Raw genomic sequence first — 24,704 nt, forward strand, 5'->3', positions numbered from 1 at the left:
GCCAGCTACGCCATTAAAAGGCCGCTCTCCATATCGTAGAGCTGATAAACTTTGTATTCCCTGTCAAATATATATCCCAGCTTCTCCGCCAGCCCGACTGACTGTAAGCTGATCGCATCCCAGCTCGGATAGATCCCCTGCTCCAGACACGTGAGGATGAACCGGGCGCTGCACGCCAGGGCCAGCCCCTTCCGCTGGTACTCCTTCCGGGTCTCAACCTGTATCTCAAACATTCCCTGGCTGATCCCATAGGCGGAACATCCGGAAACAATCTTTCTGCCATCCATGGCCACAAAGCCAAGACCATTCTGTTCAAATTCCTCCGGAGTTTCGAAATTGGAGCAGAAATCACGGCTCCATTCCTCCTTAAGCGCCGTCTGGTACAGTCTCCGATCGATTTTCTTTAATCGTATTCCGGCGGGCAGATTCCTGCAGTAGGACTCCAGTGCCTCCTCCGAAAAATGGTTCCTGTCCCTTCTCATGGAATACCGGGATAGAACCCTGTATTCTCCCGGAAAGGATTCCTCCAGCCATTCGGCCCATCTCTCATCGGATGGGGTGATATAATCCTGGCCGCATTCCCTGTAAAGCTGTGCTTTAAGTTCCATGGCCTGTTCACCCTTTGGGCATATGCCAAACAGGTATGCGAAATCACCCAGATGTATCAGGCAGTACGATGGATTCGTCAGCTCCGGCACCCATACACGACCCATATATCCCCGGACCGCTCCATGCACCAGAACGTGATCCGCCTGTCCGCATAGCGTTCTGATTATCTGTCTCTTTTCTTTTCCCAGTTCAATCATAATGCGTCTCCTCCTTAAGGCGTTCCTCTTCGCCGTCAGCCAAAACTATTCCTTAAGCGCCATAATACTGTGTATCATATCACACTATAAGAGATTCTGCAAATCAAAAACTGTCTCCGCCAGAAAATCTGCCTGTGCGCCGGTCAGCTCTTCCCGGTCTCCATAACCGTAGAGAACACCCACGCTGTCGACTCCGACCTCCCTGGCTCCTAAGATATCGTGTTTCCTGTCACCGATCATGATCACTTTTTCAAGATCGGTAATTCCGTTTTCCGCGAGGACGTACCGGATGACATCCGCTTTCTTCACTCTGGTCTCTCCTAAATCGGCGCCGCCCATAAAGGTGAAATACGAATCCAGTCCGAAATGCTCCATGATCTTTCTGACAAAGACCTCAGGCTTCGAGGAAGCCACAAAAAGCTTTTTCCCGGAGGCAATAAGCGCCTTCAGCATCTCCTCGATCCCCTCGTAGACCTCATTTTCAAAGATTCCCCGGTCAGAAAAATATTCCCGGTAGACACCGATCGCGTTCACCGCATCCTCCTCGCTGAATCCGTAGTATTCAATGAAGCTGTCCTTCAGCGGCGGTCCGATAAAGCAGCAGAGCGTATCTAAGTCCTCCACCTCGATGTTATAAGCCTTCAGGGCGTGGCGCACGGATTTGGTGATGCCTTCTTTTGGATCGGTCAGCGTTCCGTCCAGATCAAATAACAGATATTCCTTCTCCATTCTCTCCTCCATGGATAAGAATGCAACGGAGACGGAAGGCAAGCTCCCGTCCCCATATGCATTTTTGAATTAATTCCATTCACAGTTTAAGGTATTATCTCACTTTGTGAATTAGAAGTCAATCATTTCTGTTGCAAATTTGTCGTAAAATGGATATATTTAGTACGAATCGTAAAAATATCCACTCCATTTGGAAAGAAGGAATTCTATGATAGAGATCGATCAAAACGGGAAAAAAGATTTTTCATCCATACAGGAAGCGCTGGACTGCCTTGCAAAAACTCCGGATTCCGGAAAAGGAGAAACGCTGTTCCTGCACAGCGGAATCTACCGGGAACAGATTACCGTGCGCATACCGCATCTGACCTTCCTCGGGGAAGAGGACGGCTCCACCATAATCACCGGCTGCCTCTCTGCCCGCATGGAAGCACCGGAGGGCGGGCCGCTCCGAACGTTCCGCACCTTTACATGCTTCATCGACACCCACGACTTCACCGCACGCAGCATCACCTTTGAAAACAGCGCCGGGAAAGGGACCGAGGCCGGACAGGCCCTGGCACTCTATGCGGATGGGGACCGCCTCTTCTTCGACTCCTGCCGTTTTCTGGGAAACCAGGATACTCTCTTTACCGCGCCTCTCCCGCCGAGGGAGATTGAGCCGGGAGGATTTACCGGGCCGAAGCAGAATGCCCCCCGCATCAGCGGAAGGCATTATTACCGGAACTGCTACATCGAAGGCGATATCGACTTCATCTTCGGCGGAGCGGCCGCCTATTTTGAAGGCTGCACCCTGTTTTCCAAGTGTACGGACAGCCCGGTAAACAGCTACGTCACTGCGGCCTCCACGCCTGAGGGCCAGGAATTCGGCTATGTCATGAAGGACTGCCGTTTCGAGAGCTGCTGTCCCCCGCACAGCGCCTTCCTGGGGCGGCCCTGGCGCGAATACGCCCAAACGGTTCTCCTGAACTGCTACATGGATTCCCATATCTGCGAAGAGGGATGGGATGACTGGAACAAACCGGAGGCCAGAGAGCACGCGTTTTATGCGGAGTATGAGAGCTTTGGACCGGGCGCCGCCATGGACCGCCGCCCGGAATGGGTCCGCCGCCTGACGAAAGAAGAGGCCGAACGCTTTACAAAGGCCGCCGTTCTCTCAGGAAATGACGGCTGGGATCCGGAATAGGGGCACGCGGAAAGCTTCACCGCTTATATGACGGGAGCGCCGATATTCCAGACAGTCTTCCCGCCCTCGCCGAGGTCGATCATCCGGTCCAGAAGCCGCTTCATCAGTTCGTATTTCCGCTCCTGAAGCAATGGATCATCCCATAAATTATACTTCTCCTCCGGATCGTTCTGGAGATCGTAGAACTCACCGTATCTCCTGTTCTGGTAGTAGATCAGTTTATAATGTTCATCCCGTATGGCCCGGATGTCTCTCGCTTCCATGTAGACGTCCGGCCATATTTCTTTGGCGCCGTCCTCGTAAAACTGCGTCAGACTCCGGCCCATCATGGTATCCGGGACAGCGATTCCCGCCGCCGTGAGGCATGTGGCCGCGATTTCGACCGAACTGATGAAGCTGTCCTCTCTGCGGCCTTTAAAGCCGGAAAACGGAGGCTTTAACAGAAACGGAATCCTCATCAGGGCCTCCGAGCAGTACTGGGCCTTGGTGGCCACACCGAAATCTCCCATAAAGTCCCCGTGGTCCGAGGTAAACAGGATGAGGGTATTATCGTAAAGCCCCTTCTTTTTAAGGAACTCAATCACCTGGCCGATTTTCCGGTCAATCAGAGTCATATTGGCATAGTAGGCCTTCTTCATCAGCCGGATATCATCCGGGGTGAGCCCATCCGGCGACGTGTGATTCTTTAAATCGAGACTGCCGAATTTCTTAGCGATGTCGAGATAATGGGGCGGCTTATGGAACAGATCGGAAAGCTCCGTTCCCGGCAAATCCAGCTCCATTTCCCCGTAGGCCTCTTCATCCGGAAGCCCAATCCCGTCAAAGGGCATGTGCGGCCCCGGAAATGAAAGGGTCAGGAACCAGGGCCTGTCATCGGGACAGCTCTCCTCCAGCCACTCCCTTCCCCGGTCGCCGATGTAGGCGTCCACGTGGTACTTTTCTTCCCCTGTAAATTCATAGATCCCCTTGCTGTTTATCTCCCTGAAAAGCTGGGATCCCCTGGTGAAACCGCTGTCGGCCAGAAACTCCACATAGCTGGAGACGCGGTCGGAGACCGTCTTGTTGGCCGGAAGGCCGAATTCGCCGTCGGCCAGTTCCTTCGTGATTATCTCCGGTGGAAAATGTTCATCCACAATATCCTCATAGTCGTATCCCCGCTCAATTTCAGAGCGCCAGAAATGCTGTTTTCCGATGACAGCCGTATAGTAGCCTCCATCCCGTAAATACTTCATAAATGTGGTCTCCTTTTTGGGAAGGCTGCTGACAAATCCCGGTACGCCGCACTGGGAGGGATAGCGCCCGGTAAAGATGGCTGCCCTCGCCGGAATGCACGACGGGTTTGTGGTATAGGCGCGGGAAAAGCACACGGATTCTTCCGCCATCCGGTCAAGGACCGGTGTATGTACCTGGCGGTTCACCCATCCGGCTGCGTCGTAACGCTGTTCATCTGTCATCAGAAATAATAGATTGGGTCTCTCTTTCAAATCGGTTCCTCCTTTATCTTCTCCGGGGCCGGAATCTCGTCTGACGGATAGGACAGTGTCACCACGGTTCCCTTTCCCGGAAAGCTGTCAATCACAATGCCATACGCATCTCCATAATAAAGCCTGATTCTGTCGTGGATATTCTTCAGTCCCACATTGCCCCTGCCGGACTCCTCTTCCACCCGTTCTCTCCGCTCCAGGCGGCCGCGGATCTCCGACAGCCGCTCCGGCTGTATGCCGCCGCCATTGTCCTCCACCGTAACCGTCATGATTCCATCCTCCTTTTTTACCGTAACCGCGATCCGGCCGCCAGAGCGGCCCCTGCCCAGCCCGTGGGAGATGGAATTCTCCACAAGCGGCTGCAGGCAGACCTTTACGATGGGCTCTGCAAGCAGCTCCTCCGGAACCTTGACGGCGAACGCAATCCGCCCGCCGAATCTGGCATTGACGATCGTCATGTAGCTGGAAAGGTTCTCCAGCTCTTCCCTGATGGTGACGAGAACACCGTCCGTATGGGTCGCGTAGCGGAACAGCTTCGATAGGGCCATGATCATCTCCGATACCTGCAAAGCCCCGTAAAGCTCCGCCATGCTCTTGATCATATCCAGGGTGTTGTAGAGAAAATGAGGATTGATCTGAGCCTGAAGCGCCTTGATGGCCGCCTCCTTTTCCTTCAGTTCCACGGAATACACCCGGTTGACGAGGCGGTCAATCTCCTCCGCCATGCCGTTAAACGCGTCACAGAGGTCTCCCACCTCATCCCTGGTCTCGACGTGCACACGGACCGTGTAATCGCCCTCCTTCACCCGGACCAGATTCTTATGGAGCCTGGTCACCGGGCGGACGATGGTCTCCGAGAAAAGGAATGAGGCCGCCAGTATGATGAGCACGGTTATGAAGATCACGGTTCCTGTCATGGTGCTCAGCGCACGGATATTGCTCTCCACGCCCTTCATGTCATCGAAAAATGTGACTCTGATTCCCAGATTTTCGATACGGTAGTCCCACGAGATGCTCTCCGCCCGTCTCCTCTCCTTCGGCGGCGCCGAGTAGGAGACCGCGGCGGCCCGCAGACGGTTCACCGCTTCCGGCCCGCCGCTCATCGTGTCATAGAGCAGCAGCTCTCCGTCGTCCATGGCGATCTCCGTGTTCAGCACCGTACGCAAGTCCTGGAGAAGCAGATCGAACTGGTCCCGGTCAAAGACGATAAAAAGCCAGCCCAGGGTGCCGTTTTTCAAGTCTAAATCATCGATCTGGCGCAGATAGACGTATTTATCCGTATAACTGTCATTCAGCTCCTCGATCCGCATGAGCCTCTGGTTTTTAAACCGTTTTCCCACCTCCTCCGGCGGTACGGAAAAAAGGATGGTGTCCGCGTAGCCTAAGGAATTCATCACATCCATGGCCGTTCCATCCTGTTTTAAAAATGTAACCTGGTCCACGTACGCCATTACCTTGAACAAATCGAGATTCACCCGCACCTTTTTCTCCAACGCCATGCGGGCGCTGTAGCTGCTCAGCGAATCGGAGGCCCCGCGTATCATGGCCTGGGTATCGCTGTCAAAGAAGAGATTGGAGATGTATTCGATTTTAGTCAAATAGTCCTCCAGCAAAACTGCCGTGTTCCGTTCCGTCAGCTGGTTCTGGGTGAAGGCATCGCTCCTCAGCTTCTCGGAATAGGCAGAGTTAATATAGCAGTAGACAATACAAAGAGGAATGAGGGAGACTGTCAGAAAGCTCAGAAATATTTTTCTGTTCAGACGACTCTCCAGCCACGTCTTAATGCGCACTCTCTTCACGTTTTTCCTCCTCCCGCCTCATCCTCTCCCTGTATTCCGACGGTTTCTCCCCCGTCATGGAGGCAAACACCCGGCTGAAATACTTTGCTTCCTTGAATCCCACCCGAAGGCTGACGGCGCTGACGGAAAGGCCCGTGTGGCTTAAAAGCTCCTTTGCCTGTCCGATCCGCACCTCCGTCAGATAATCGATGAAATTAACACCCGTCTCATCCTTGAATTTCTTGCTGAAATAGCTGGGATTGATTCCGTATTCGTCCGCCACCCAGGCGAGGCTGATATCAGTGCTGTAATGCTCCCTGATCTCACGCTGGATCCGTTTGACGATTGCCGCCACATCCATGCAGTCCTCTTCCTTCAGACAGGACGCGGCCTTTACAATATATTCTTCAAACCGGTGGCAGATGGACCGGATGCTGTAGTAATTCCGGATCCGGACAGAGAAATCGTATCCCTCCTCGATCAGTTCCAGATATTCCGTCCGGCTCTGTTCCTTATACCGGTCATTTAACAGCTTGATCACCTCGCCCGACAGAACAAAGTAGAAATTTAAGCAGCTGGTTAAGTCGTACCCCTTCTGGATAAAGAGCCCGCAGGCCTGTCTCGTACACTCCCTGATCCGCTCCGTGTTGCCGGCCTTTAACGCAGCCAGAAAATCCGCGTGAAGATCGGATTCCGATACCGGAAAGGACTCTGTCTTCCCTCCCCTCCCCAGCCGCAGAATGATGGATTCCCTCGCCTCCGCAAATGCCTCGCCAATCTCCTCCAGCGCCTCGTGCGCCTCGCTCAGACCATACTCATAGCTGTGAAGCAGGCTAACAAGCACGCTCTCATCCAGCCGGAAGCCCGCAGGATTCACAATGCCTGTGATCAGGACGCCCCAGGTGAAACGGTCCAGAGGGCAGAGGTAGATGTCCTTACCGGCAGCGGCCTCCTCAAGACGTCCGCGCATCTCCTCCCTCGTCAGAGCGGATTTTTCCAAACGGCGCATCTGAAACAGAGCCAGTTCAAAGAAGCCGCTCTGCCCCTGTCCGGACACCAGGAGGCTGTGAAGCTGGCGCTTCGTCTCGTCGCCGGGACTTCGCAGATACTCCGTCAGGATGTTTTCCACCCCTGCCGTGAAACCGTCCCGGGTCTGTTCCTTTCTCTCCTGCTCCTTTTCCAGCGCCGCGACAGCCTTCTCCACGGCTTCGTAGACCGCCGACCGCTCCAGCGGCTTTAATAAATAGGCCATAACCTCCAGCTCAATGGCGCGCCTCGCATAGTCAAATTCGTCGTAACCGGATATGACGATGGTCTTCGGAAGCCTTTCCCCCGCTTCCTCCAGACGTTTTAGCACATCGAGGCCGTCGATCAGCGGCATATTGATATCTGTAATCAATATATCGGGTCTGGTGTTCAGCAGCGCTTTCAACGTCTCTTCCCCGTTATCACTGATTCCCGTCACCGTCACCTCAAAGGGGCTCTCCTTTAAGACCTGGCTCAGCCACCGGCCCACCCAGAACTCATCATCCGCAATCAGTATCCGATACATGTCCCCGTCCCCCTCTCTTGTGCTATTCTAACATAGGTAAAAGGCAGCCGCAAGACTCAGTCCTGCGGCTGCCAGCCTGCATTATTTCAGTTTCAGATTATTCTCAACCTGTGCGTTTAAGTCCTTGACCGCATTGTCAACGGAATCACCACCCGCCACATTGGCCGTAAAGGTACGGGCGTCCGCCCATGGGCTGACCACCGCGATGTCAAAGGCAGAATCCACCCACGGAACCATGCGGGCCGCGCTCAGACGCTCCGCCGCAGGCTCCACCACATCGTTGTTCGTGCTGGCTCCATCCGTGCGCGGATTGAAGCTGTTCTGGCTTGCCACATATGCGTTCATGCTGTCCAGTCCGGTGAAAAATTCCACGAATTTCCGGGCTGCGTCCTTCTTCTCAGAAGAGCTGTTGATGCAGACGCGGACACCGGCATTGATCAGAATCAGGGAATCGTCATCCTCGACCGGAATACCGCCCAGAGTATAGTTCATATCCGGAGCTGCGCTCTCAAGTCCTGCCACAAACCAGCTTCCGCCAGGCATAAAGCCGGCCCCTCCCTTTGCGAATTCTGCAATATCGTCCTGACCCGCCGCATAGACGAGGGCCTTACTTCCGTCCAGATAACCTTTGGAGATCAGGTCTTCCACCAGTGCGAATCCCGGCTGCATCACATCGCCGAATTTCAGCTCGCCGCTGTTCATTTTGGCAATCTGGTCCATCTTATCGGATGCCTGATAGACCGGGTCCATGCTCTTCGCCAGTGAGAGAATAGCAACGCCCGTACCGTCCTTGGCTCCGGCCACGACCGGTGTCTTTCCGGCTTTCTTCAGGATCTCACAATCCTCCAGAAACTCTTTGTAGTTTGCCGGCGCGTGATCGATGCCCGCTTCCTTCAGCACATCGAGGTTGGAAAACATACCAAATACGGCCACTTCCATGCCGAGACCCGGAATGCTGTCATTGATGGTCAGCAAGTCCTTTACAAGGCCGCTGTACTTCTCCACCACAGGCATATCGGACAGATCCTCGGTATAGCCCGCTTCCTGAAGCTGCGGCAGGTAATTGGGGTTGGCAAAGAACACGTCGTCCCCCTGCCCGGAAGCCAGTCTCGCGGTGAGTACATCCTGATAACCGCCCGCGTTGCTGATTCCCTCGTACACCACCTTGATATCCGGATTCTCCTTGTTGAACTGTTCGATCAGTTCCGGAATCGCGCCTTCCTCCGCCCCGGTCTTAAATCCGAACACCTTAAGCTCCACCTGTTCTCCCGTACTCTCCGCTTCCGCCTTCGTTTCCTCCGCTGCGGCGGTCTCTTCCTTCTTCGCCTCGCTGGTCTGTGCCGCCGTCGTCTCCGGCGCCGCCTTCTGTCCGCATCCGGCCAGAGATCCCATTACCATGGCTGCCGCCATGAAACATGCTGCTGTTCTTCTTTTTCTCATGTTTCTTCCTCCTGTTATTCCTTAATATGATTTTGTTACTATTGCATTTAACTGATTCAACCCTTCACAGACCCGTTTAACATGCCGGAAATGATCTGCTTCTGCAGTATAAAATAGACGATCATCAGCGGCAGGATCACCAGAGTTGTCGCCGCAAACAGAATATTCCACTGGATCGATAAGTCGCCCTTAAAGAAAAATACCGTAAGTGGCAGCGTCCTGGAATTCTGACCCTGCAGCAGCAGCAGGGGATACATAAAGTTGTTCCAGACCCTTAAGGCGATCACGATCAAAAGCGTTACCATGGGTGGTTTAAGCAGCGGATACACGATTCTGATAAATGTCGTAAAGGGGCTGGCTCCGTCAATATAGGCCGCCTCCTCCAGGGTGATGGGTACGGTATTCACAAAGCCGGAAAAAAAGAACACGCCGTATGCCGCGTTGGCTCCGATAAACGCCATTATCAGTCCGAACAGCGTATTGGCTACGTGAAGCTTCTGCATCCATAAGACGAGAGGCACCATGGCCACCTGCTGCGGCAGCGCCAGACCGATGAGAAACAGCGCGTTCAGTACGAGAAAGAGCTTCTTTCCTCTTCTCGCCCGCATAATGGCATACGCCCCGCAGGCTCCAAAGAACGTGGTGATCAAAGAGCTGAATACCGTCAATACGGAAGAGTTAAGCAGCGCCCTCCAGTATTTCATTCCCTTCGCCGCAGTTATATAGTTTTTAAAGGCGAAGCTGGTCTTCAGGCTTAAGGGCTCGCTCGCCAGCAGCGCCTCATCCTTCAGGGACACAAGAACCATCATGATCACCGGGTAAAACATCAGCACGCAAGCGGCGATCATCAGCAGTTCGAACAGAAAAAGCAATGGTTTCTTTCTGGTTTTCATCAGTAAATCGCCTCCTCTCGTTTTTTCAGAACTCCGATTAAAACCTGCCCGAACAGGACTATCACGATGGTTAAAAGTACGGTCTGAGCCGATGCGTAGCCGTGCAGGCCGCGGTTCATATTGGCGACCACGTACGTTCCCACCGTTTCCGTGGAATTCAGCGGTCCGCCGCCTGTCATGGCGTAGACAATGTCAAATACCTTTAGGGACTGGGTAAACGCAAGCGTCACATTGATGGTGGTGGCCGGAGCCAGCATCGGCAGGATGATGCTCCCAAATTTCTGCCACGGCCCCGCTCCGTCGATGGACGCCGCTTCCAGAATATCCGTCGATATACTCTGTAAGTTGGACATGTAAATGGTGGAAGAATATCCGATCCACATCCACACATGAGCGATCACCACACAGGACAGCGCTGTCTTTCTGTTTCCCAGCCAGGTGATGTCGGTTCCCAGCAGGTGGTTCAACATGCCGTCCGGCATATAGATAAACTGCCAGATAAATGCCACCACCACGGGGGATAGCATACACGGTGCAAAAAGCAGCATCCGCAGGAAGTTTCTGGACTTGATTTTCGTGTTCAGCGCCATTGCGAACACGATTGCGAACAGATTCTGTAATACTGTCGCTCCCAGGGCGAACAGAAAGGTGTTGACCATGGCCTTCTTAAACACCTTGTCATGAAACGCCACATCGTAATTGTTAAATCCCACCCACTTGAATTTCAGGCTGATTCCATTAAAATTCGTCAGGCTGAAAAACATGCTGGATACCACAGGAATAACAAAAAACAGGATATAGACAGCCAGAATCGGCGCAAGGAGCAATAGGTAAAAGTAAAAGTTACTGTATGTCAGCCGTTTCTTTTTCATGGTTCCACCCCTTTATCTTTTCCTCATTTTTCCTCTGTTTCAATTCTTTGTAATTTCATTATAGTTGGAAAATGGCCCGGGAAAAACTCCACATTTTTTTGATTCAGGGGGAATTTTTCGCTGGAACGGTTACGGAAACAAAAACCTCCCTTCACACAACGAGTCCGGCAAGCCGGACTCGTGCGCCGGAGCGCGGTTGCTTCAGCAGCCAAATTTCCTTAGCGCGGAGTGCGCCTCCCCCTGAGGGTTTTGGTTTCATAGGACGAACTTCCCTATGAAACCAAAAAAAGAGCGCTCCCGCGAAAGGAACGCTCCGTTATGAGATATCTCATTAATTTTCCTTAATTTTCACAATTACCTTCTTAATCGGGGCCGGCTCGCCGTCTGCTGCTTTCGGCTTATGGCCATCCCACGGATTAAAGATCATATATTCACCTGCTCCGACAACTACCTTTAATCCAGGATTTGCGTTGTCATATAAAACACAGTCTTTTTCTTCGTTATACGGTACTGTCACATTCAGTGCGTCCACCGGTGCATAAGTCATGGTCTCAGTACCCGTGATCATGTACTGGATGTCCGTGTAATCATGGTGCGATTCATACTTCGCTTCTTCCCACGGAATCGTGGTGTATTCGGTTACATTCGCATAGACGTTCTTGCCATCAATTTCGTATTTCCCCGGTGCCAGGTTCTCTAAATCGGTATTCTGAAGGAAATCAACTGCCTTGCCGTATCTGCCTTCAATTCCAAGCCCTCTGTAAAAATCAAGATTCTTCGCTGAGTCAAAAATCATAGCCCTGTTCTCCTTTATGTATAAAATTTCTTAGCTATATTATACACCTAAAGCAGAATATTCTACAATGTTTTTATTTAAAAAACTCATGATTTTGATGGCGGAACAGATACGTTAAATGGGAATCAAACCAGCTCACAGCTCCGCTTCTGGAACCTCTCCGGTTCATGAAGTATAACGCCCCGTCGGAATAGTCCTCCCCTTCCAGCGCCCGGTTCACGCATTCCCTCGTCTCCTCCGTCACCTTCACGGAATTGATGGAACCGTCTGATACCGGTGAAAACTGAGAAGGCTCATAGACAACGCTTCTAACTGAATCCGGGAACTCCTGGCTCTTCACGCGGTTCAGCACCACATTGGCCACAAGAATCTTTCCCTTCTCGTCACAGACTCCGGCTTCTGCCTGAACGATCCGCAGCAGAACCTGATAATCGTCATCTGAAACCGCCTTCCGGCTTGCCGCTTTCTTCTCTTCTTCCCTGCGTCTTTCTTCTTCCAAAGCTTTCTGGCGGGCATTTTCTTCTGCCTCCAGCGCCTTTATCTTAGCATCCATGACAATCTGTTCATTGATACGTTCGAGCTCTTCTTTTGATTCCTGTTGGATTTCCTGCTTCTGCTGTACTTCTTTTTCCAATAGATTACCGGCTAACAGTTGTCCCTGCTTCTTTATTTCGGTAAGTTGGACTTGTACTTTTGCTTCCGTAACAGGTTCCTCTTCTTCTGCATCTTCCTCTTCTGCCGCCGTCTCCTGCCCCGGAGTCTCCGCAAACGCCGTCAGGGCGTTCTTTCCTCCGCTGCCGAAACCGGTCGAGGTAAATGCCACAACTGTGATCACCGCAGCGCCTGCCATAAAGACAGCCGACGATCGATACATCCTTTTTGTGGCCTTCACCGCCAGTCCCCGAAAGAACTGACAGATATGCTGAAGAATTGAGCGCAATGTCAGCATACATACTCCTCTTTCTTTTCTCTCATACATCTAAGCCGCAGACTTTTGCAGCCATTTCCGGGTGACGAGCGTATTATAGAGGAGTCTTGTCAACAAAGTCAATACTTATTTAACATCTTTGTGATATTTTCCTTGAGCGTTTTCTGGTCTTTTTATATTTTTTGTATATATATTACATTTAAAAGCTTGTTGTAAGCTATATTTTTATCTATATTTATTATTTAATTTTTACAAATCTGTTACATTTCTGTTACTTATTTAAAGTTGCAAATTTTGTGTTTTTTTGCGTTTTAATTTTATGTAAACTATTCAAACGTCAGGGAAGCAAATTTTCCCCGGATGAAGGTTACCAGGGTTTGTGGGGAAATCAGGATCTGCTGGCCTCTTAATCCGGCGCTTATGGCGATCTCATCATACAAAACAGCACTTTCTTCGACAAAAGTGGGGAATTGCTTCTTCATCCCAATGGGAGAACATCCCCCTCTGATGTATCCCGTAACGGCCAGAAGGTCCTTCATGTGGATCATTTCCACCTTCTTATCGCCTGCCGCCCTGGCCGTCTTCTTTAAATCCAGCTCCGCATCCACAGGGATGCAGCAGACCAAATAGCCCATCTTCTCCCCTTTCAGCACCAGAGTCTTAAACACGCTTCCGTGATCCACTCCCATCATGTCCGCGGCGTGGCTTCCCGATAAGTCATTCTCATCCACCTCGTACTCTTTTGTTCTGTATTCAATTTTCGCCTTGTCCAGCATACGCATGGCGTTCGTCTTCACCATCTGATTCACTCCTTTCTGAATCTCCGGCATGTCCGGAAAGCTTCTTCAGCTGATCGCCGGCGATCCGGTAAACCGTCCAGTCGTCCATGGGAACGGCTCCCATGGCGCGGTAGAATTCAATACTCGGTTTATTCCAGTCGAGGCACCACCACTCCAGGCGCCCGCAGCCCCGCTCCACAGCGATCTCTGCCAGGCGCTTCAAGAACGCGGTTCCGCAGCCCTTTCCCCGGTATTCCGGTCTGACGTAAAGGTCCTCCAGGTAAATTCCGGCTCTGCCCAGAAATGTGGAAAAGTTATGGAAAAACAGGGCAAATCCCACCGGTTCTCCACCCTCCTTCCCAATCAGCACCTCAGCCTTTTTCTTTTCGAAAATCCATTCCCGCAGCAACTCTTCTGTCGCCTCCACTTCGGAAAGCATTCCCTCATAATCGGCAAGTTCCTTTATAAATCGCAGGATCAGCCCTGTGTCTTCCTCCGCGGCAAATTGAATTGTCATACGGCATATCCTCCCTTTCGACAGTTTTTGATGTGTTTCTTCTATATAATATAGCACTGCCTGCGCGCCGTGTATAGGAAAAATTATTTCAGCCCGCTTCGTGACGGGCAGCGCGCTCCGCAGGTTCTGCCTGCAGTAAGCAAATCATGAAAAAGAAGCCCGGATATGCCAGAATGCTGTCTCTGGTATATCCGGGCTCCTCCGGTACCCTACTTCTGATTTATATATGGAATCAATCCCCCTGCAGAAATAATCTTCTGCATAAACGGCGGGAATGCCTGGCCCTCATAGGACTGTCCCGTCGTCTTATTCGTAATGATACCGCTGTCAAAATCGACTTCCACCTCGTCACCCGCAGTGATGGCCTTAGCAGCCTCCGGGCATTCGATAATCGGCAGGCCGATATTAATGGCGTTGCGGTAAAAAATTCTTGCAAAAGTCTCCGCTATGACACAGCTGACCCCTGCGCACTTGATTACGAGCGGCGCATGCTCTCTGGAGGAGCCGCAGCCAAAATTCTTATTCGCTACGATAATATCGCCTTTTTTTACATTTTTCACAAAATCCCTGTCTATATCTTCCATACAGTGTTTGGCAAGTTCATATCCATCTGTAATATTTAAATATCTGGCCGGAATGATGACATCCGTGTCCACATTGTCCCCATATTTAAAAACGGAACCTGTCGCTTTCATTAATCTGTCCTCCTTTTTCCTTATAAGCCGAGTTCTTCCGGCGCTGAAATCTTTCCAGTGATGGCGCTGGCCGCCGCGATCGCCGGGCTTGCCAAATACACTTCAGAATCCACATGGCCCATACGGCCTACAAAATTCCTGTTCGTTGTGGAGATACAGCGTTCTCCTGCAGCCAGAATTCCCATGTAACCACCCAGACACGGTCCGCAGGTCGGTGTGCTCACGATCGCTCCCGCCTCGATAAAGATCTCCAGAAGTCCCTCTCTCATGGCCTGCAGGTAGATCTCCTGTGTTGCAGGAATTACGATACAGCGGACATTTTTCGCCACTTTTCTGCCCTTCATCACCTTTGCAGCGATTCTCATATCGTCGATCCGCCCGTTGGTACAGGAACCGATCACCGACTGATCCACCATGATATCACCGAAGGAACCGATGGTCTTTGTATTCTCCGGAAGGTGCGGGAACGCCACTGTCGGTTTCAATTCCGATAAATCGATGGTGTAGACCTCGTCATACTCTGCATCGGAATCGGCCTCATACACGGTGAACTCCCGTTTGGAGTGCTCCTTCATGTACTGAACCGCCAGGTCGTCCACAGGGAAAATGCCGTTCTTTCCGCCCGCCTCGATGGCCATGTTACAGATGGTAAAGCGGTCATCCATGGTTAAGTTCTTAATTCCCTCGCCGGTGAATTCCATGGATTTATAGAGAGCGCCATCCACGCCAATCATGCCGATAATATGTAAAATGACGTCTTTTCCGCTGACCCAGCCGCCGGGTTTGCCAACCAGCTCGAATTTCAGCGCGGATGGTACCTTAAACCATGCTTTTCCCGTCACCATACCGGCCGCCATGTCCGTACTTCCCACACCAGTGGAAAATGCACCAAGCGCGCCGTATGTACACGTATGTGAGTCGGCGCCGATCACTGCATCACCCGCTACCACAAGTCCTTTTTCCGGAAGCAGCGCGTGCTCAATTCCCATCTGTCCCACGTCAAAGTAATTGCTGATCTCATGTCTGCATGCAAAGTCACGGCAGCACTTGCAGTTTTCCGCTGATTTAATGTCCTTGTTCGGGATAAAATGGTCCATAACCAGAGCGATCTTATCCTTGTCGAAAACTGTCTCTGTGTCGAATTTTTTCATCTCGTTGATAGCCACCGGAGAGGTGATATCATTCCCCAATACGAGATCCAAATCCGCCTCAATCAACTGTCCGGCCTTCACGTCCGAAAGCCCCGCATGAGCCGCTAAAATTTTCTGGGTCATTGTCATTCCCATAATCTATATCCTCCTTCAAACCCTGTTCTCATTTTCTGCTTTACATTCTAACATACTTATTGATATAATAGAAATACATAATATGAATACTTAATATAATAGTCAGTTATACCGTTCCGGCTGGACGGAGACGGACCAGAGCGCGCCGCGCGAGGCAGAGAGCCAACCGGAATGGATACCAGGAAAAGAGGCATATATGGAACAAAACCTTTCGCAATATAAGATTTTCTACGAAGTGGCAAAGGCCGGAAACATCTCCAAGGCCGCCAAGGAGCTTTACATCAGTCAGCCCGCCATCAGTAAATCCATCAGCAAGCTGGAGGACAGTTTAGGTGTCTCCCTCTTCACTCGGAATTCCAGAGGCGTTCAGCTGACCAGCGAGGGGGAACTGCTCTTTCACCATACGGAATCCGCCTTCGAGGCACTGAGCCGTGGAGAAAATGAGTTGAAGCGGATCAAGGACTTTAATATCGGCCATCTGCGCATCGGAGTGAGCAACACACTCTGCAAGTATATCCTGCTCCCTTACTTAAAGGGCTTCATCGAAAAGTATCCTCATGTGAAGATCACCATCGAGAGCCAGTCCACCACCCACACCATCGCCATGCTGGAACAGCAGCACATCGATCTGGGGCTTATCGCCGAACCGTCCAGCAGGAAACCGCTGATCTTCGTCCCGGTGATGAACATTCAGGATATCTTCGTATCCACAAAGCCGTATCTGGACAACTTATACCTGCGGGAAGGCAGGAATACAGATATCTTCCAGACCGGCAACATCCTGCTTCTGGACCGGAACAACATGACAAGAAAATACATCGATGAATACTTAAGCGAGCATCAGATCGTCCTCGGCCAGGTGCTGGAGGTAAACACCATGGATATTCTGATCGAGTTCGCCAAGATTGGCCTCGGAATCGGCTGTGTGATCCGGGAGTTCGTTCAGGAAGAGCTGGACAAGAAGACGCTGGTCACGATTCCCATGAAATGGCCGATCAAAAAGCGTACCATCGGCTTCGCCTATAATCCAGGGGGGACTTCCAGAGCGTTAGAGGATTTCTTATCCTTCTGTGACAGTTTTCCGATCTCATAACCGGATATTGCGAAAATTGGATATTGCGAAACCGGCATAATTCGGACCGCATGGAGACAGCAGTTATCTGTTGTCCCAGGCGGTCCCTTCTTATTTCTCTATTTCTCTATTTTTCATATTTTTATACTCAGTTCAGCTTTCTCTTATACTCCATCCCCCACTCAACCATCGCGTCCAGAATAGGCTTCAGACTGTAGCCTGTATCCGTAAGTGTATACTCCACTCTGGGAGGCACCTCCGCGTAGACCTTTCTGTTCACCAGTCCATCCGCCTCCATCTCCCGCAGATTGGAGGTCAGCACCTTCTGGGAAATAGAACCGATGGATTTTTTCAGTTCCCCAAAACGCTTCGTACCGTCTAATAAATCTCGGATAATCAGCACTTTCCATCTGTCGCTGATCAGCATCAGCGTCGTCTCAACCGGACATGCCGGCAATGTCTTTTCCATTGTTTCCTCCATTTCCAGCTTTGTTTGGCTACTCATTCATAGTTTCTTTTAGGTACCTATAGCACAAAAAAGTGCTTACTTTACATTTCTGCTGTACAGTCCTATTATAATTCTATAAACACCAAAAAACAAGTCCAATTACATTTTAAGGAGGATCTTATCAATGAAATCTATGAAAATGGCTGTAGTATGTGCAAACGGAAAAGCAGGAAGGCTGATTGTTGAAAAAGCGGTGGAACGCGGGATCGAGGTCACCGCAGTTGTCCGAGAGGAAAACAGAAGCTCGGCCCAAAACGTTATACAGAAGGACTTATTCTCCCTGGTTCCGGAAGATCTGGCGGGCTTCGACGCGGTTATTGAGGCCTTCGGTGCATGGACTCCGGAAACACTGCCGCAGCACAGCTCGTCCTTAAAGCATCTATGTGATCTTTTGAGCGGTACCTGGACCCGTCTGCTGGTCGTCGGCGGAGCCGGCAGCCTCTACGTCACCCCCGATCATACGGCGCAAGTCATGGATGGACCCGGCTTTCCCGAGGCCTTCGTACCTCTGGCGGGCAGCATGGGGCAGGCCCTCGATGAACTCCAGAAACGTGGGGATGTCAGATGGACCTATTTGAGTCCTGCCTGTGACTTCCGCGCGGACGGCGGGGAGACTGGAAAATATCTGTTTGGCGGGGAAGAACTTTTCCTGAATGCGAAGGGGGAAAGCGTGATCAGCTACGCGGACTATGCTTCCGCCATGATCGAAGAGGCCGTAAACGGAAGCCATATCAGAGAACGAATCTCTGTGATAGAAGCATAGCCCGGCCCCATTCCCTCGTACTGTCTGTGGTTCGCTCTATTTCTCTGCCTGCTTTCCGCCGAAATAGTCTTCGGCCAGAATCCCGTATTCAGAGAAATCACAGATTCCCTGGTTATTGATATCCGCCTGCCTCATGGTCCCTTCATATTTCATTCCGCACTTTTTCATCACGCGGCCCGAATTGGGATTATGAGGATCGTGGCGGGACTCTACCCGGTTCATTCCGGCTTCCTCAAAGAAAAATCGGATCAGGGCGGTCAGCGCCTCCGATGTGATCCCCTGCTGCCACCATTTTTTTCCGATACAGTAGCCGATGTGCACCATTGCGATCTCATCCCTGCCATGGACGACGCCGATGCTTCCGACCGGCTCACCGATGTCCCTGGGCACAATCGCCCACTGGTAAACTGCGTTGTCATCGTATTGGGACACCCAGCTTTCCAGCACCATTCTTGAAACCTCCACCGATGGGTGAGCCGGCCATGTCAGATACTTCGTTACCTCCGGGTCATTGGCCCAGTTGCGGAACATTGCATCCGCGTCATCCATTGTAAACCGTCTTAATATCAGCCTCTCTGTCTCTACTCTCTTCGTTCCCAAATGTTTCATCACACAGCCTCCTTAGACATACTTACGATTCGCCATACAAGATAGTCCGGCTCGCCGGACTATCGCGCCGGAGCGCGGTCGCTTCAGCGGCCATATTTCTTTAGCACGGAGTGCGCATGCCCGATAAAACGGGGCACGCTGTCCCCCGGAGGGTTTTTATTTCATAGGACGAACTTTCCTGTGAAATAAAAAAAGGCGGGAGATGGCAGTTACCTTCCATCTCCCGCGTATTCTAATTAGTTATCGATCAGCTTGCCGCCGTCATTCCAGCTGTAAAGCTTTCTCAGTTCAGCACCAACCTTCTCAGCCGGATGCTCCGCTTCTTTTCTTCTCATCGCGTTGAAGTGAGAACAGCCCACCTGGTTCTCAAGCAGCCAGTCCTTAGCAAAGGAACCATCCTGGATATCTGTCAGGATCTGCTTCATCGCCTTCTTAGTCTCGTCTGTTACGATCTTCGGTCCGGTGATGTAATCGCCGTACTCAGCCGTATTAGAGATGGAGTATCTCATTCCAGCGAATCCGCTCTCGAAGATTAAGTCTACGATCAGCTTCATCTCATGGATACACTCGAAATAAGCGTTCTCAGGCGCATATCCAGCCTCTACCAGAGTCTCGAAGCCAGCCTTCATCAGTGCGCATACACCGCCGCATAATACAGCCTGCTCGCCGAAAAGGTCTGTCTCTGTCTCTACCTTGAAGGTTGTCTCTAAAACGCCTGCTCTTGCTCCGCCTAATGCCAGCGCGTAAGCCAGTGCCATATCTTTTGCCTTGCCTGTATAATCCTGATGAACCGCTACGAGACACGGTGTTCCTCTGCCAACCACATACTCATTTCTTACGGTGTGGCCAGGCGCCTTCGGAGCGATCATGGTAACATCTACATTCTTCGGAGGTACGATCTGTCCGAAATGGATCGCGAAGCCGTGTGCAAACATCAGCATGTTGCCCTCTTCCAGATTCGGTTCTACAGATTCCTTGTACATGGCTGCCTGCTTCTCATCGTTGATTAAGATCATGATGATATCGGCTTTCTTTGCTGCCTCTGCTGCTGTATAAACGGTTAAGCCCTGTGCCTCTGCCTTTGCCCATGACTTGCTGCCCTCATAAAGTCCTACAATTACGTCACAGCCGGATTCCTTTAAATTCAATGCGTGTGCATGTCCCTGGCTGCCGTATCCGATGACTGCAATGGTCTTTCCCTCTAATAAGGATAAGTTACAGTCTTCCTGATAATAAATCTTTGCCATCTTTTTATTTCCTCCTCATATATGTATTCATATTATTATTGTTAAAGGAACTATGCCGACGACTCTCTGTCCGCCTTTGGCAATACCTCTAGCTAACTTCATAAAACTATGGTAAGTAACGGACGTCATCAGACCCTCTTGAGAGACCCGTAAGACCGGTTCTCGCCAGCTCCAGTATCTCATAATCTTCCAGCAGATTGATGAGCGCGTCCAGCTTTGACTGGTCGCCCGTCAGCATAACTGTCAGAGAATCTTTGCCGACATCGACGATGGTGGCACGGAAAATATCCGCGATAGCGCTGACCGCCTGCCTTTCACTGGCATTGGCCCGGACCTTGACTAAGATCAGCTCCCTGTATACGGAATGACCCGGCTTCAATTCCTTAATGTCGCGCACATCCTCCAGCTTGCGAAGCTGTTTCTCGATCTGGTCCAAAATTTCCTGGTCTCCGATGGAAACCACTGTCATTCTGGAATATCTCTCATCCGCGGTAACACCCACGGTAAGGCTTTCAATGTTGTAGCCACGGCGGCTGAACAGCCCTGCCACACGGCTCAAAACACCGGAAGTATTGTCAACCAGCAACGATAATACGATTCTTTCCATTCATATCCCCGCCTTTTTGTATAGTAATTTTAATGATAACAACCTTGCTTCTATTTGTCAACTACATAAAAGTAATGTGTATTATAAATTCAGGTTATACTTCCGTTTTATGACTGAGGGAATATGGTGAGCCGCACAAAAGTCCGGCCCCTTCGTTCGCGCCAAATACAGGCGCGTTCGCCAGGTCCGGACTTTCTTACAGGAACCACCGATCCACTTTTTACTTCTGAAGCTCTGCCACCTGCTTTACCACACTGCTGGCGCCTACGCGGCTGCAGCCCGCTTCCACATAATTCTTTAAGTCTTCCAGCGTTCTGACGCCGCCGGCAGCCTTGATTTTAACATTCTCCCCGATATTTGCCTTAAACAGCCCGATATCGGAGAGCAGGGCGCCTGCGGTTCCGAAACCGGTGGAGGTTTTGATAAAATCCGCCCCCGCATTGGTCACCGCGCGGCACATGGCAGTCTTTTCTTCCTCCGTGAGATAACACGTCTCGATAATAACCTTTAAAATACGGTCGCCTGTGGCCTCCTTCAAGGCTCTGATCTCGTCCTCAACCTTCTGATACTCTCCGTTCTTCACGTCGGTCAAATTGATCACCATATCGATCTCATCCGCGCCGTCCGCCAGAGCCTCTTTCACTTCACAGACCTTGGCCGCCGTCACGCTGTATCCCAGAGGGAAGCCGACAACCGTACAGATCGTCAGGTCGGGATACCTCTCACGGATTCTCTTAATATAGCAGGGCGGCACGCAGATGGATGCCGTCTTGTATTCGACCGCCTCGTCACACAGTCTGCAAATCTCCTCCCATGAAGCGCAGGCCTTTAACAGGGTATGGTCCACGCAATGAAGCATCTCAGCATATGTCATAGTTATTCTATCCTTTCTCTAATATCGTTCCACGCCGTCTTTCGTGATTCTCGCATAGATCAGTTTTTCCGCTTCCGGCTGCTCTTTTCCGATCACGACCGCCTCTTTTAACAAGCCGATGGCTCCCGATAAGAGACTTACCGCCGAGGTATACAGCGTGGCGATCGTCTGTCCGTTTTCCACACGGTCGCCGATCTTCGCATTCAGAATGATGCCTGCACCGTAATCGATGGAGTCTTCCTTCTTTCTTCTGCCGGCCCCCAGCTCCACGGCCGCCATCCCAATCTTTTCCGTATCCATGGCGGTAATATAGCCGCTTTTTTCTGCTTTCAGTTCATATTCCACCGGCGAGACAGTAAATTTCTCAGGCTTTCTCACATAGGAAGCGTCTCCGCCCTGAGCCTCCACCATCTGGCAGAATTTCTCGAATGCCTTTCCGGACTTAATCGCCTCTTTCGCCATGGCGGTGCACGCTTCCATGGTTCCCATCTCGGCAAGATACAGCATGTTGGACGACAGGGCGAGACAAATCTGCGTGAAGTCCTCAGGGCCATGGCCCTTCAGTGTGGCAACCGCCTCCATGACCTCCAGAGCATTTCCGATATTTCTGCCCAGAGGACGGTCCATATCGGTGACCAGGGCGACGACTTCCCGTCCCACGTTCGTGCCGATATCCACCATCTCCCTGGCCAGCACGATGGAATCGTCCAGCGTCTTCATAAATGCGCCGCTTCCCGTCTTCACATCCAGAAGAATGCGGTCGGAACCGGAGGCGATCTTCTTGGACATGATGCTGGCCGCAATCAGGGAAATATTATCCACCGTGGCAGTTACGTCCCGGAGCGCATACAGCTTCTTATCCGCCGGCGCCAGGTTCCCCGTCTGTCCGGCCACGGCGATACCGATCTCTTTCACCATATCGAAGAATTTCGATTGGTCCAGAGACGTTGTGAGGCCCGGTATGGCCTCCAGCTTATCCAGAGTACCGCCCGTGTGTCCCAGTCCTCTGCCGGAAAGCTTCGCCACAGGAACGCCGCAGGCAGCCGCCACAGGCCCGATCACCATGGTGGTCTTGTCTCCCACGCCGCCGGTGGAGTGTTTATCCACCTTGATTCCGGGAATGGGTGACAGATCGATCTCATCGCCGGATGCCGCCATACAGCCAGTCAAACAAGCGGTCTCATGCTTGTTCAGCCCCTGAAAATAGATGGCCATCAGCAGGGCGGATGCCTGGTAATCCGGTATCTCTCCCTCTGTATACCCATTTACGAAGTACCCAATCTCCTCATCGGTCAGGACTCCTCCATCCCGTTTCTTCATAATAACATCATACATTCTCATGATTCTTCGCTCCCTTCCGCCATACAGTGTCTCCGGAACGCCCGGGGGAGAAGCTCCCTTAACGTACACTCCTCCCAATGGGTGCGGTCTGCCGCAACGATAATCCGGAACGAATCCAGATCGCAGAACTGCGCCATTACCTGGCGGCAGATTCCGCATGGATAGCACAGGCTTTCCACATCCCTGTCACTGGGACCGCCCACTATGGCGATCGCCTTAAAATTCCGTTCTCCCTCGCTGACCGCTTTGAAAAACGCGGTGCGCTCCGCACAGTTGCTGGCAGTCAGACCGCTGCACTCGATATTGCAGCCTCGGTAGACCGCTCCCTCTGCCGTCATAAGCGCCGCTCCCACAGCAAATCCGGAAAAGGGGGAGAAGGACTGTTTTCTGGCCTCCGCCGCCTCTTCAATCAGCATCTGCGTGATTTTTTCATCCATTTCTACAGTACCTCCACCGGATCATCGGTCCGTTTCTGCCATACGCGGAGCCTGTTTTCCAAATCGGCCCTCACATCGGCAAAGGCCGGATCTTCATACAGATTATGTAACTCGAACGGGTCTGTCCTCAGATTGTAGAGTTCCGCAATGCTTTCCTTATTGGCGATGAGCTTGTAATCGCCGTGAACCAGCATTCTGCTGTTGATATCTTCTCCGTACCCGTGACCAAAGGTCTCTGCCATCAGGTCGTCATCCCACTGGTCCGTCTTTCCGGTAAGCAGAGGCAGAAGGCTTCTGCCGTGGACTTTATTCTTTGTAAAGGCGGTTCCTGCCGCATCGAGAATTGTAACCGGATAATCGACGGTGCTGATCAGTTCATCCCGAACCTGGCCTGCCGGAATCACGCCGTCCCATTTGACCGCACAGGGGATTCTCATGACTTCCTCGGACATATAGGAGCCCTTGTCAAAGTGACCGCCCTGGCTGGCCAGCGCATCGCCGTGATCCGTTGTCCAGATAATCATCGTATTCTTATCCAGGCCCAGCTCCTTTAACTTGTCGACGATCATTCCGCCTGCCGCATCCAGCATGGTGATGTGTGCAAAGGCATGGCGGATAATCTCCGTCCATTCATCCCACTTTACGGCGCTTGGAATGATTAACTGGTCATCTTTTCCGAATGGTGAACTTCTCTCCCGGTGATAAGCGCCCGGTTTTCCCTGAAGGCGGTTCCGGTAGCTGCCGTACTCCGGCAGAACGAAATCTTCCTTCGGATACAGATCTAGGAATTCCTGCGTCGGGAAATGAGGCTGGTGAGGTCCCCAGAAATCCACTCGTAAGGAAAATGGCTGGTCACTCTCCGACTTTGCCAGCTTTTCCAGCTGCTCGCAGGCCAGCGTGGCCAGGAAGAAGGACTCATGGGTTTCCTTTGGAGTGAGTGTGCTTCCCACCGCGTGCTCGCCGCACCAGTTGGCCTTGCACTGGTAATCCACGTCATCTGCGCATTCCGCCCAGTCGCCGCGGCTGCTGATCTCAGGAATATCGAAGTAACGGTCGATGTGATGGAGCGCCTGCGGTAAGTTGTACCGCTTTAAATATTCCTTATACTCCGGCTGAATATAAGGGTTGCTGTAATCGGTTCTGGAGAATCCGCTGCAGTGATGTTCATTCGCCGCGCCTGGACCTGCATGCCATTTGCCGAAATAGTAATTGTCGTATCCCGCTTCCGCCAGCGTATCGAGATAAACCTCGTGATCGTATGGCGGGTCCGTATAGTTGTGATACTGCTTGTGGGTATGGGCAAACAGGCCCGTCAGCATGGTACGCCTCGTCGGGCCGCACAGCGGTGTCGCACAGTAGGAATGAGTGAAACAGGCGCCCTCGGCAGCCAGCTTCATGAAGTTCGGACGCATCGGTACCGGACCGTTTTCCCATTCCCAATGGTAATATGCCTGATGGTCATTCTGTATAAATATGATATTGGGTTTTTGTGACATTTTAACATATTC

Annotated in this window: 25 protein-coding genes; 3 read left to right on the forward strand and 22 right to left on the reverse strand. The window is 51.7% G+C overall.

Annotation, left to right across the window (positions count from 1 at the left end):
* Window positions 1-5: 5 nt before the first annotated feature.
* Both M1L66_RS17940 and M1L66_RS17945 read right to left on the reverse strand, forming a co-directional pair.
* Window positions 6-806: a GNAT family N-acetyltransferase gene (locus M1L66_RS17940; protein WP_187023859.1), complete on the reverse strand. Its 801-nt coding sequence runs from the start codon at window positions 804-806 to the stop codon at window positions 6-8.
* Window positions 807-890: 84 nt separating this feature from the next.
* The gene (locus M1L66_RS17945) at window positions 891-1,535 is read right to left on the reverse strand and encodes an HAD family hydrolase (protein WP_434687435.1); all 645 of its coding nucleotides are present in this window, start codon (window positions 1,533-1,535) and stop codon (window positions 891-893) included.
* Window positions 1,536-1,743: 208 nt separating this feature from the next.
* Here M1L66_RS17945 and M1L66_RS17950 point away from each other — a divergent pair, with 208 nt between their 5' ends.
* Window positions 1,744-2,718 (forward strand): pectinesterase family protein, encoded by a 975-nt coding sequence (locus tag M1L66_RS17950; RefSeq protein WP_434687437.1) that lies wholly within the window; start codon window positions 1,744-1,746, stop codon window positions 2,716-2,718.
* 23 nt (window positions 2,719-2,741) lie between these two features.
* Here M1L66_RS17950 and M1L66_RS17955 read toward each other — a convergent pair whose 3' ends face one another.
* The 12 genes from M1L66_RS17955 to leuC all read right to left on the reverse strand — a co-directional run bounded on the left by M1L66_RS17955 (window position 2,742) and on the right by leuC (window position 15,738).
* Complete coding sequence (locus M1L66_RS17955; protein ID WP_434687439.1) at window positions 2,742-4,202, reverse strand: sulfatase family protein; 1,461 nt, start codon at window positions 4,200-4,202, stop codon at window positions 2,742-2,744.
* On the reverse strand, window positions 4,199-6,001 hold the full coding sequence (locus tag M1L66_RS17960) for a sensor histidine kinase (protein WP_434687441.1): 1,803 nt from the start codon (window positions 5,999-6,001) through the stop codon (window positions 4,199-4,201). Before M1L66_RS17960 ends, M1L66_RS17955 begins: the two co-directional genes overlap by 4 nt.
* On the reverse strand, window positions 5,982-7,532 hold the full coding sequence (locus tag M1L66_RS17965; RefSeq protein ID WP_434687443.1) for a response regulator transcription factor: 1,551 nt from the start codon (window positions 7,530-7,532) through the stop codon (window positions 5,982-5,984). The genes M1L66_RS17960 and M1L66_RS17965 overlap by 20 nt, the downstream gene beginning before the upstream one ends.
* 81 nt (window positions 7,533-7,613) lie before the next feature.
* Window positions 7,614-8,972: an ABC transporter substrate-binding protein gene (locus M1L66_RS17970; protein WP_187023853.1), complete on the reverse strand. Its 1,359-nt coding sequence runs from the start codon at window positions 8,970-8,972 to the stop codon at window positions 7,614-7,616.
* A 56-nt stretch (window positions 8,973-9,028) separates the two neighbouring features.
* Window positions 9,029-9,865, reverse strand: a complete 837-nt coding sequence (locus M1L66_RS17975; RefSeq protein ID WP_187023852.1) for a carbohydrate ABC transporter permease — start codon at window positions 9,863-9,865, stop codon at window positions 9,029-9,031.
* Window positions 9,865-10,737, reverse strand: coding sequence for a carbohydrate ABC transporter permease (locus M1L66_RS17980; protein ID WP_434687446.1), 873 nt, complete (start codon window positions 10,735-10,737; stop codon window positions 9,865-9,867). The genes M1L66_RS17975 and M1L66_RS17980 overlap by 1 nt, the downstream gene beginning before the upstream one ends.
* 331 nt (window positions 10,738-11,068) lie before the next feature.
* Window positions 11,069-11,533, reverse strand: a complete 465-nt coding sequence (locus M1L66_RS17985; protein ID WP_110324258.1) for a YhcH/YjgK/YiaL family protein — start codon at window positions 11,531-11,533, stop codon at window positions 11,069-11,071.
* Window positions 11,534-11,606: 73 nt separating this feature from the next.
* Complete coding sequence (locus M1L66_RS17990) at window positions 11,607-12,482, reverse strand: cell wall hydrolase (RefSeq protein ID WP_110324259.1); 876 nt, start codon at window positions 12,480-12,482, stop codon at window positions 11,607-11,609.
* A 305-nt stretch (window positions 12,483-12,787) separates the two neighbouring features.
* Window positions 12,788-13,261, reverse strand: a complete 474-nt coding sequence (ybaK, locus tag M1L66_RS17995; RefSeq protein WP_002603822.1) for a Cys-tRNA(Pro) deacylase — start codon at window positions 13,259-13,261, stop codon at window positions 12,788-12,790.
* Window positions 13,215-13,757 (reverse strand): GNAT family N-acetyltransferase, encoded by a 543-nt coding sequence (locus M1L66_RS18000; RefSeq protein WP_110324260.1) that lies wholly within the window; start codon window positions 13,755-13,757, stop codon window positions 13,215-13,217. Before M1L66_RS18000 ends, ybaK begins: the two co-directional genes overlap by 47 nt.
* Window positions 13,758-13,966: 209 nt before the next feature.
* Window positions 13,967-14,452 (reverse strand): 3-isopropylmalate dehydratase small subunit, encoded by a 486-nt coding sequence (leuD, locus tag M1L66_RS18005; protein WP_187023850.1) that lies wholly within the window; start codon window positions 14,450-14,452, stop codon window positions 13,967-13,969.
* A gap of 20 nt (window positions 14,453-14,472) precedes the next feature.
* Window positions 14,473-15,738 carry a 3-isopropylmalate dehydratase large subunit gene (gene leuC / locus M1L66_RS18010; RefSeq protein ID WP_187023849.1) on the reverse strand — a complete coding sequence of 422 codons (1,266 nt, stop codon included), beginning with the start codon at window positions 15,736-15,738 and terminating at the stop codon, window positions 14,473-14,475.
* A gap of 196 nt (window positions 15,739-15,934) precedes the next feature.
* On the opposite strand from leuC, the gene M1L66_RS18015 reads away from it, so the two are divergent.
* Window positions 15,935-16,831 carry a LysR family transcriptional regulator gene (locus M1L66_RS18015; protein ID WP_434687450.1) on the forward strand — a complete coding sequence of 299 codons (897 nt, stop codon included), beginning with the start codon at window positions 15,935-15,937 and terminating at the stop codon, window positions 16,829-16,831.
* A gap of 127 nt (window positions 16,832-16,958) precedes the next feature.
* Here M1L66_RS18015 and M1L66_RS18020 read toward each other — a convergent pair whose 3' ends face one another.
* Window positions 16,959-17,279 (reverse strand): winged helix-turn-helix transcriptional regulator, encoded by a 321-nt coding sequence (locus M1L66_RS18020; RefSeq protein WP_002603817.1) that lies wholly within the window; start codon window positions 17,277-17,279, stop codon window positions 16,959-16,961.
* A gap of 163 nt (window positions 17,280-17,442) precedes the next feature.
* On the opposite strand from M1L66_RS18020, the gene M1L66_RS18025 reads away from it, so the two are divergent.
* Window positions 17,443-18,081 carry an SDR family oxidoreductase gene (locus M1L66_RS18025; RefSeq protein ID WP_434687452.1) on the forward strand — a complete coding sequence of 213 codons (639 nt, stop codon included), beginning with the start codon at window positions 17,443-17,445 and terminating at the stop codon, window positions 18,079-18,081.
* A 36-nt stretch (window positions 18,082-18,117) separates the two neighbouring features.
* On the opposite strand, the gene M1L66_RS18030 is transcribed toward M1L66_RS18025, so the two are convergent.
* The 7 genes from M1L66_RS18030 to M1L66_RS18060 all read right to left on the reverse strand — a co-directional run bounded on the left by M1L66_RS18030 (window position 18,118) and on the right by M1L66_RS18060 (window position 24,692).
* Complete coding sequence (locus tag M1L66_RS18030; protein WP_434687454.1) at window positions 18,118-18,690, reverse strand: GNAT family N-acetyltransferase; 573 nt, start codon at window positions 18,688-18,690, stop codon at window positions 18,118-18,120.
* Window positions 18,691-18,926: 236 nt separating this feature from the next.
* Window positions 18,927-19,937 carry a ketol-acid reductoisomerase gene (ilvC, locus tag M1L66_RS18035; RefSeq protein WP_002603815.1) on the reverse strand — a complete coding sequence of 337 codons (1,011 nt, stop codon included), beginning with the start codon at window positions 19,935-19,937 and terminating at the stop codon, window positions 18,927-18,929.
* A gap of 106 nt (window positions 19,938-20,043) precedes the next feature.
* The gene (ilvN, locus tag M1L66_RS18040; protein ID WP_002603814.1) at window positions 20,044-20,544 is read right to left on the reverse strand and encodes an acetolactate synthase small subunit; all 501 of its coding nucleotides are present in this window, start codon (window positions 20,542-20,544) and stop codon (window positions 20,044-20,046) included.
* A 220-nt stretch (window positions 20,545-20,764) separates the two neighbouring features.
* Window positions 20,765-21,418: a deoxyribose-phosphate aldolase gene (gene deoC, locus M1L66_RS18045; protein ID WP_434687457.1), complete on the reverse strand. Its 654-nt coding sequence runs from the start codon at window positions 21,416-21,418 to the stop codon at window positions 20,765-20,767.
* A gap of 18 nt (window positions 21,419-21,436) precedes the next feature.
* Window positions 21,437-22,759 carry a pyrimidine-nucleoside phosphorylase gene (locus M1L66_RS18050; RefSeq protein WP_434687459.1) on the reverse strand — a complete coding sequence of 441 codons (1,323 nt, stop codon included), beginning with the start codon at window positions 22,757-22,759 and terminating at the stop codon, window positions 21,437-21,439.
* Window positions 22,756-23,196 (reverse strand): cytidine deaminase, encoded by a 441-nt coding sequence (locus tag M1L66_RS18055; protein ID WP_002603811.1) that lies wholly within the window; start codon window positions 23,194-23,196, stop codon window positions 22,756-22,758. The genes M1L66_RS18050 and M1L66_RS18055 overlap by 4 nt, the downstream gene beginning before the upstream one ends.
* 2 nt (window positions 23,197-23,198) lie before the next feature.
* A complete protein-coding gene (locus tag M1L66_RS18060) occupies window positions 23,199-24,692 on the reverse strand; it encodes a sulfatase-like hydrolase/transferase (RefSeq protein WP_434687461.1) in 1,494 nt (497 codons plus the stop codon).
* Window positions 24,693-24,704: the final 12 nt, after the last annotated feature.

Source organism: Hungatella sp. SB206 (assembly GCF_051132295.1).
In the GTDB taxonomy this organism is placed as follows: domain Bacteria; phylum Bacillota; class Clostridia; order Lachnospirales; family Lachnospiraceae; genus Hungatella; species Hungatella effluvii.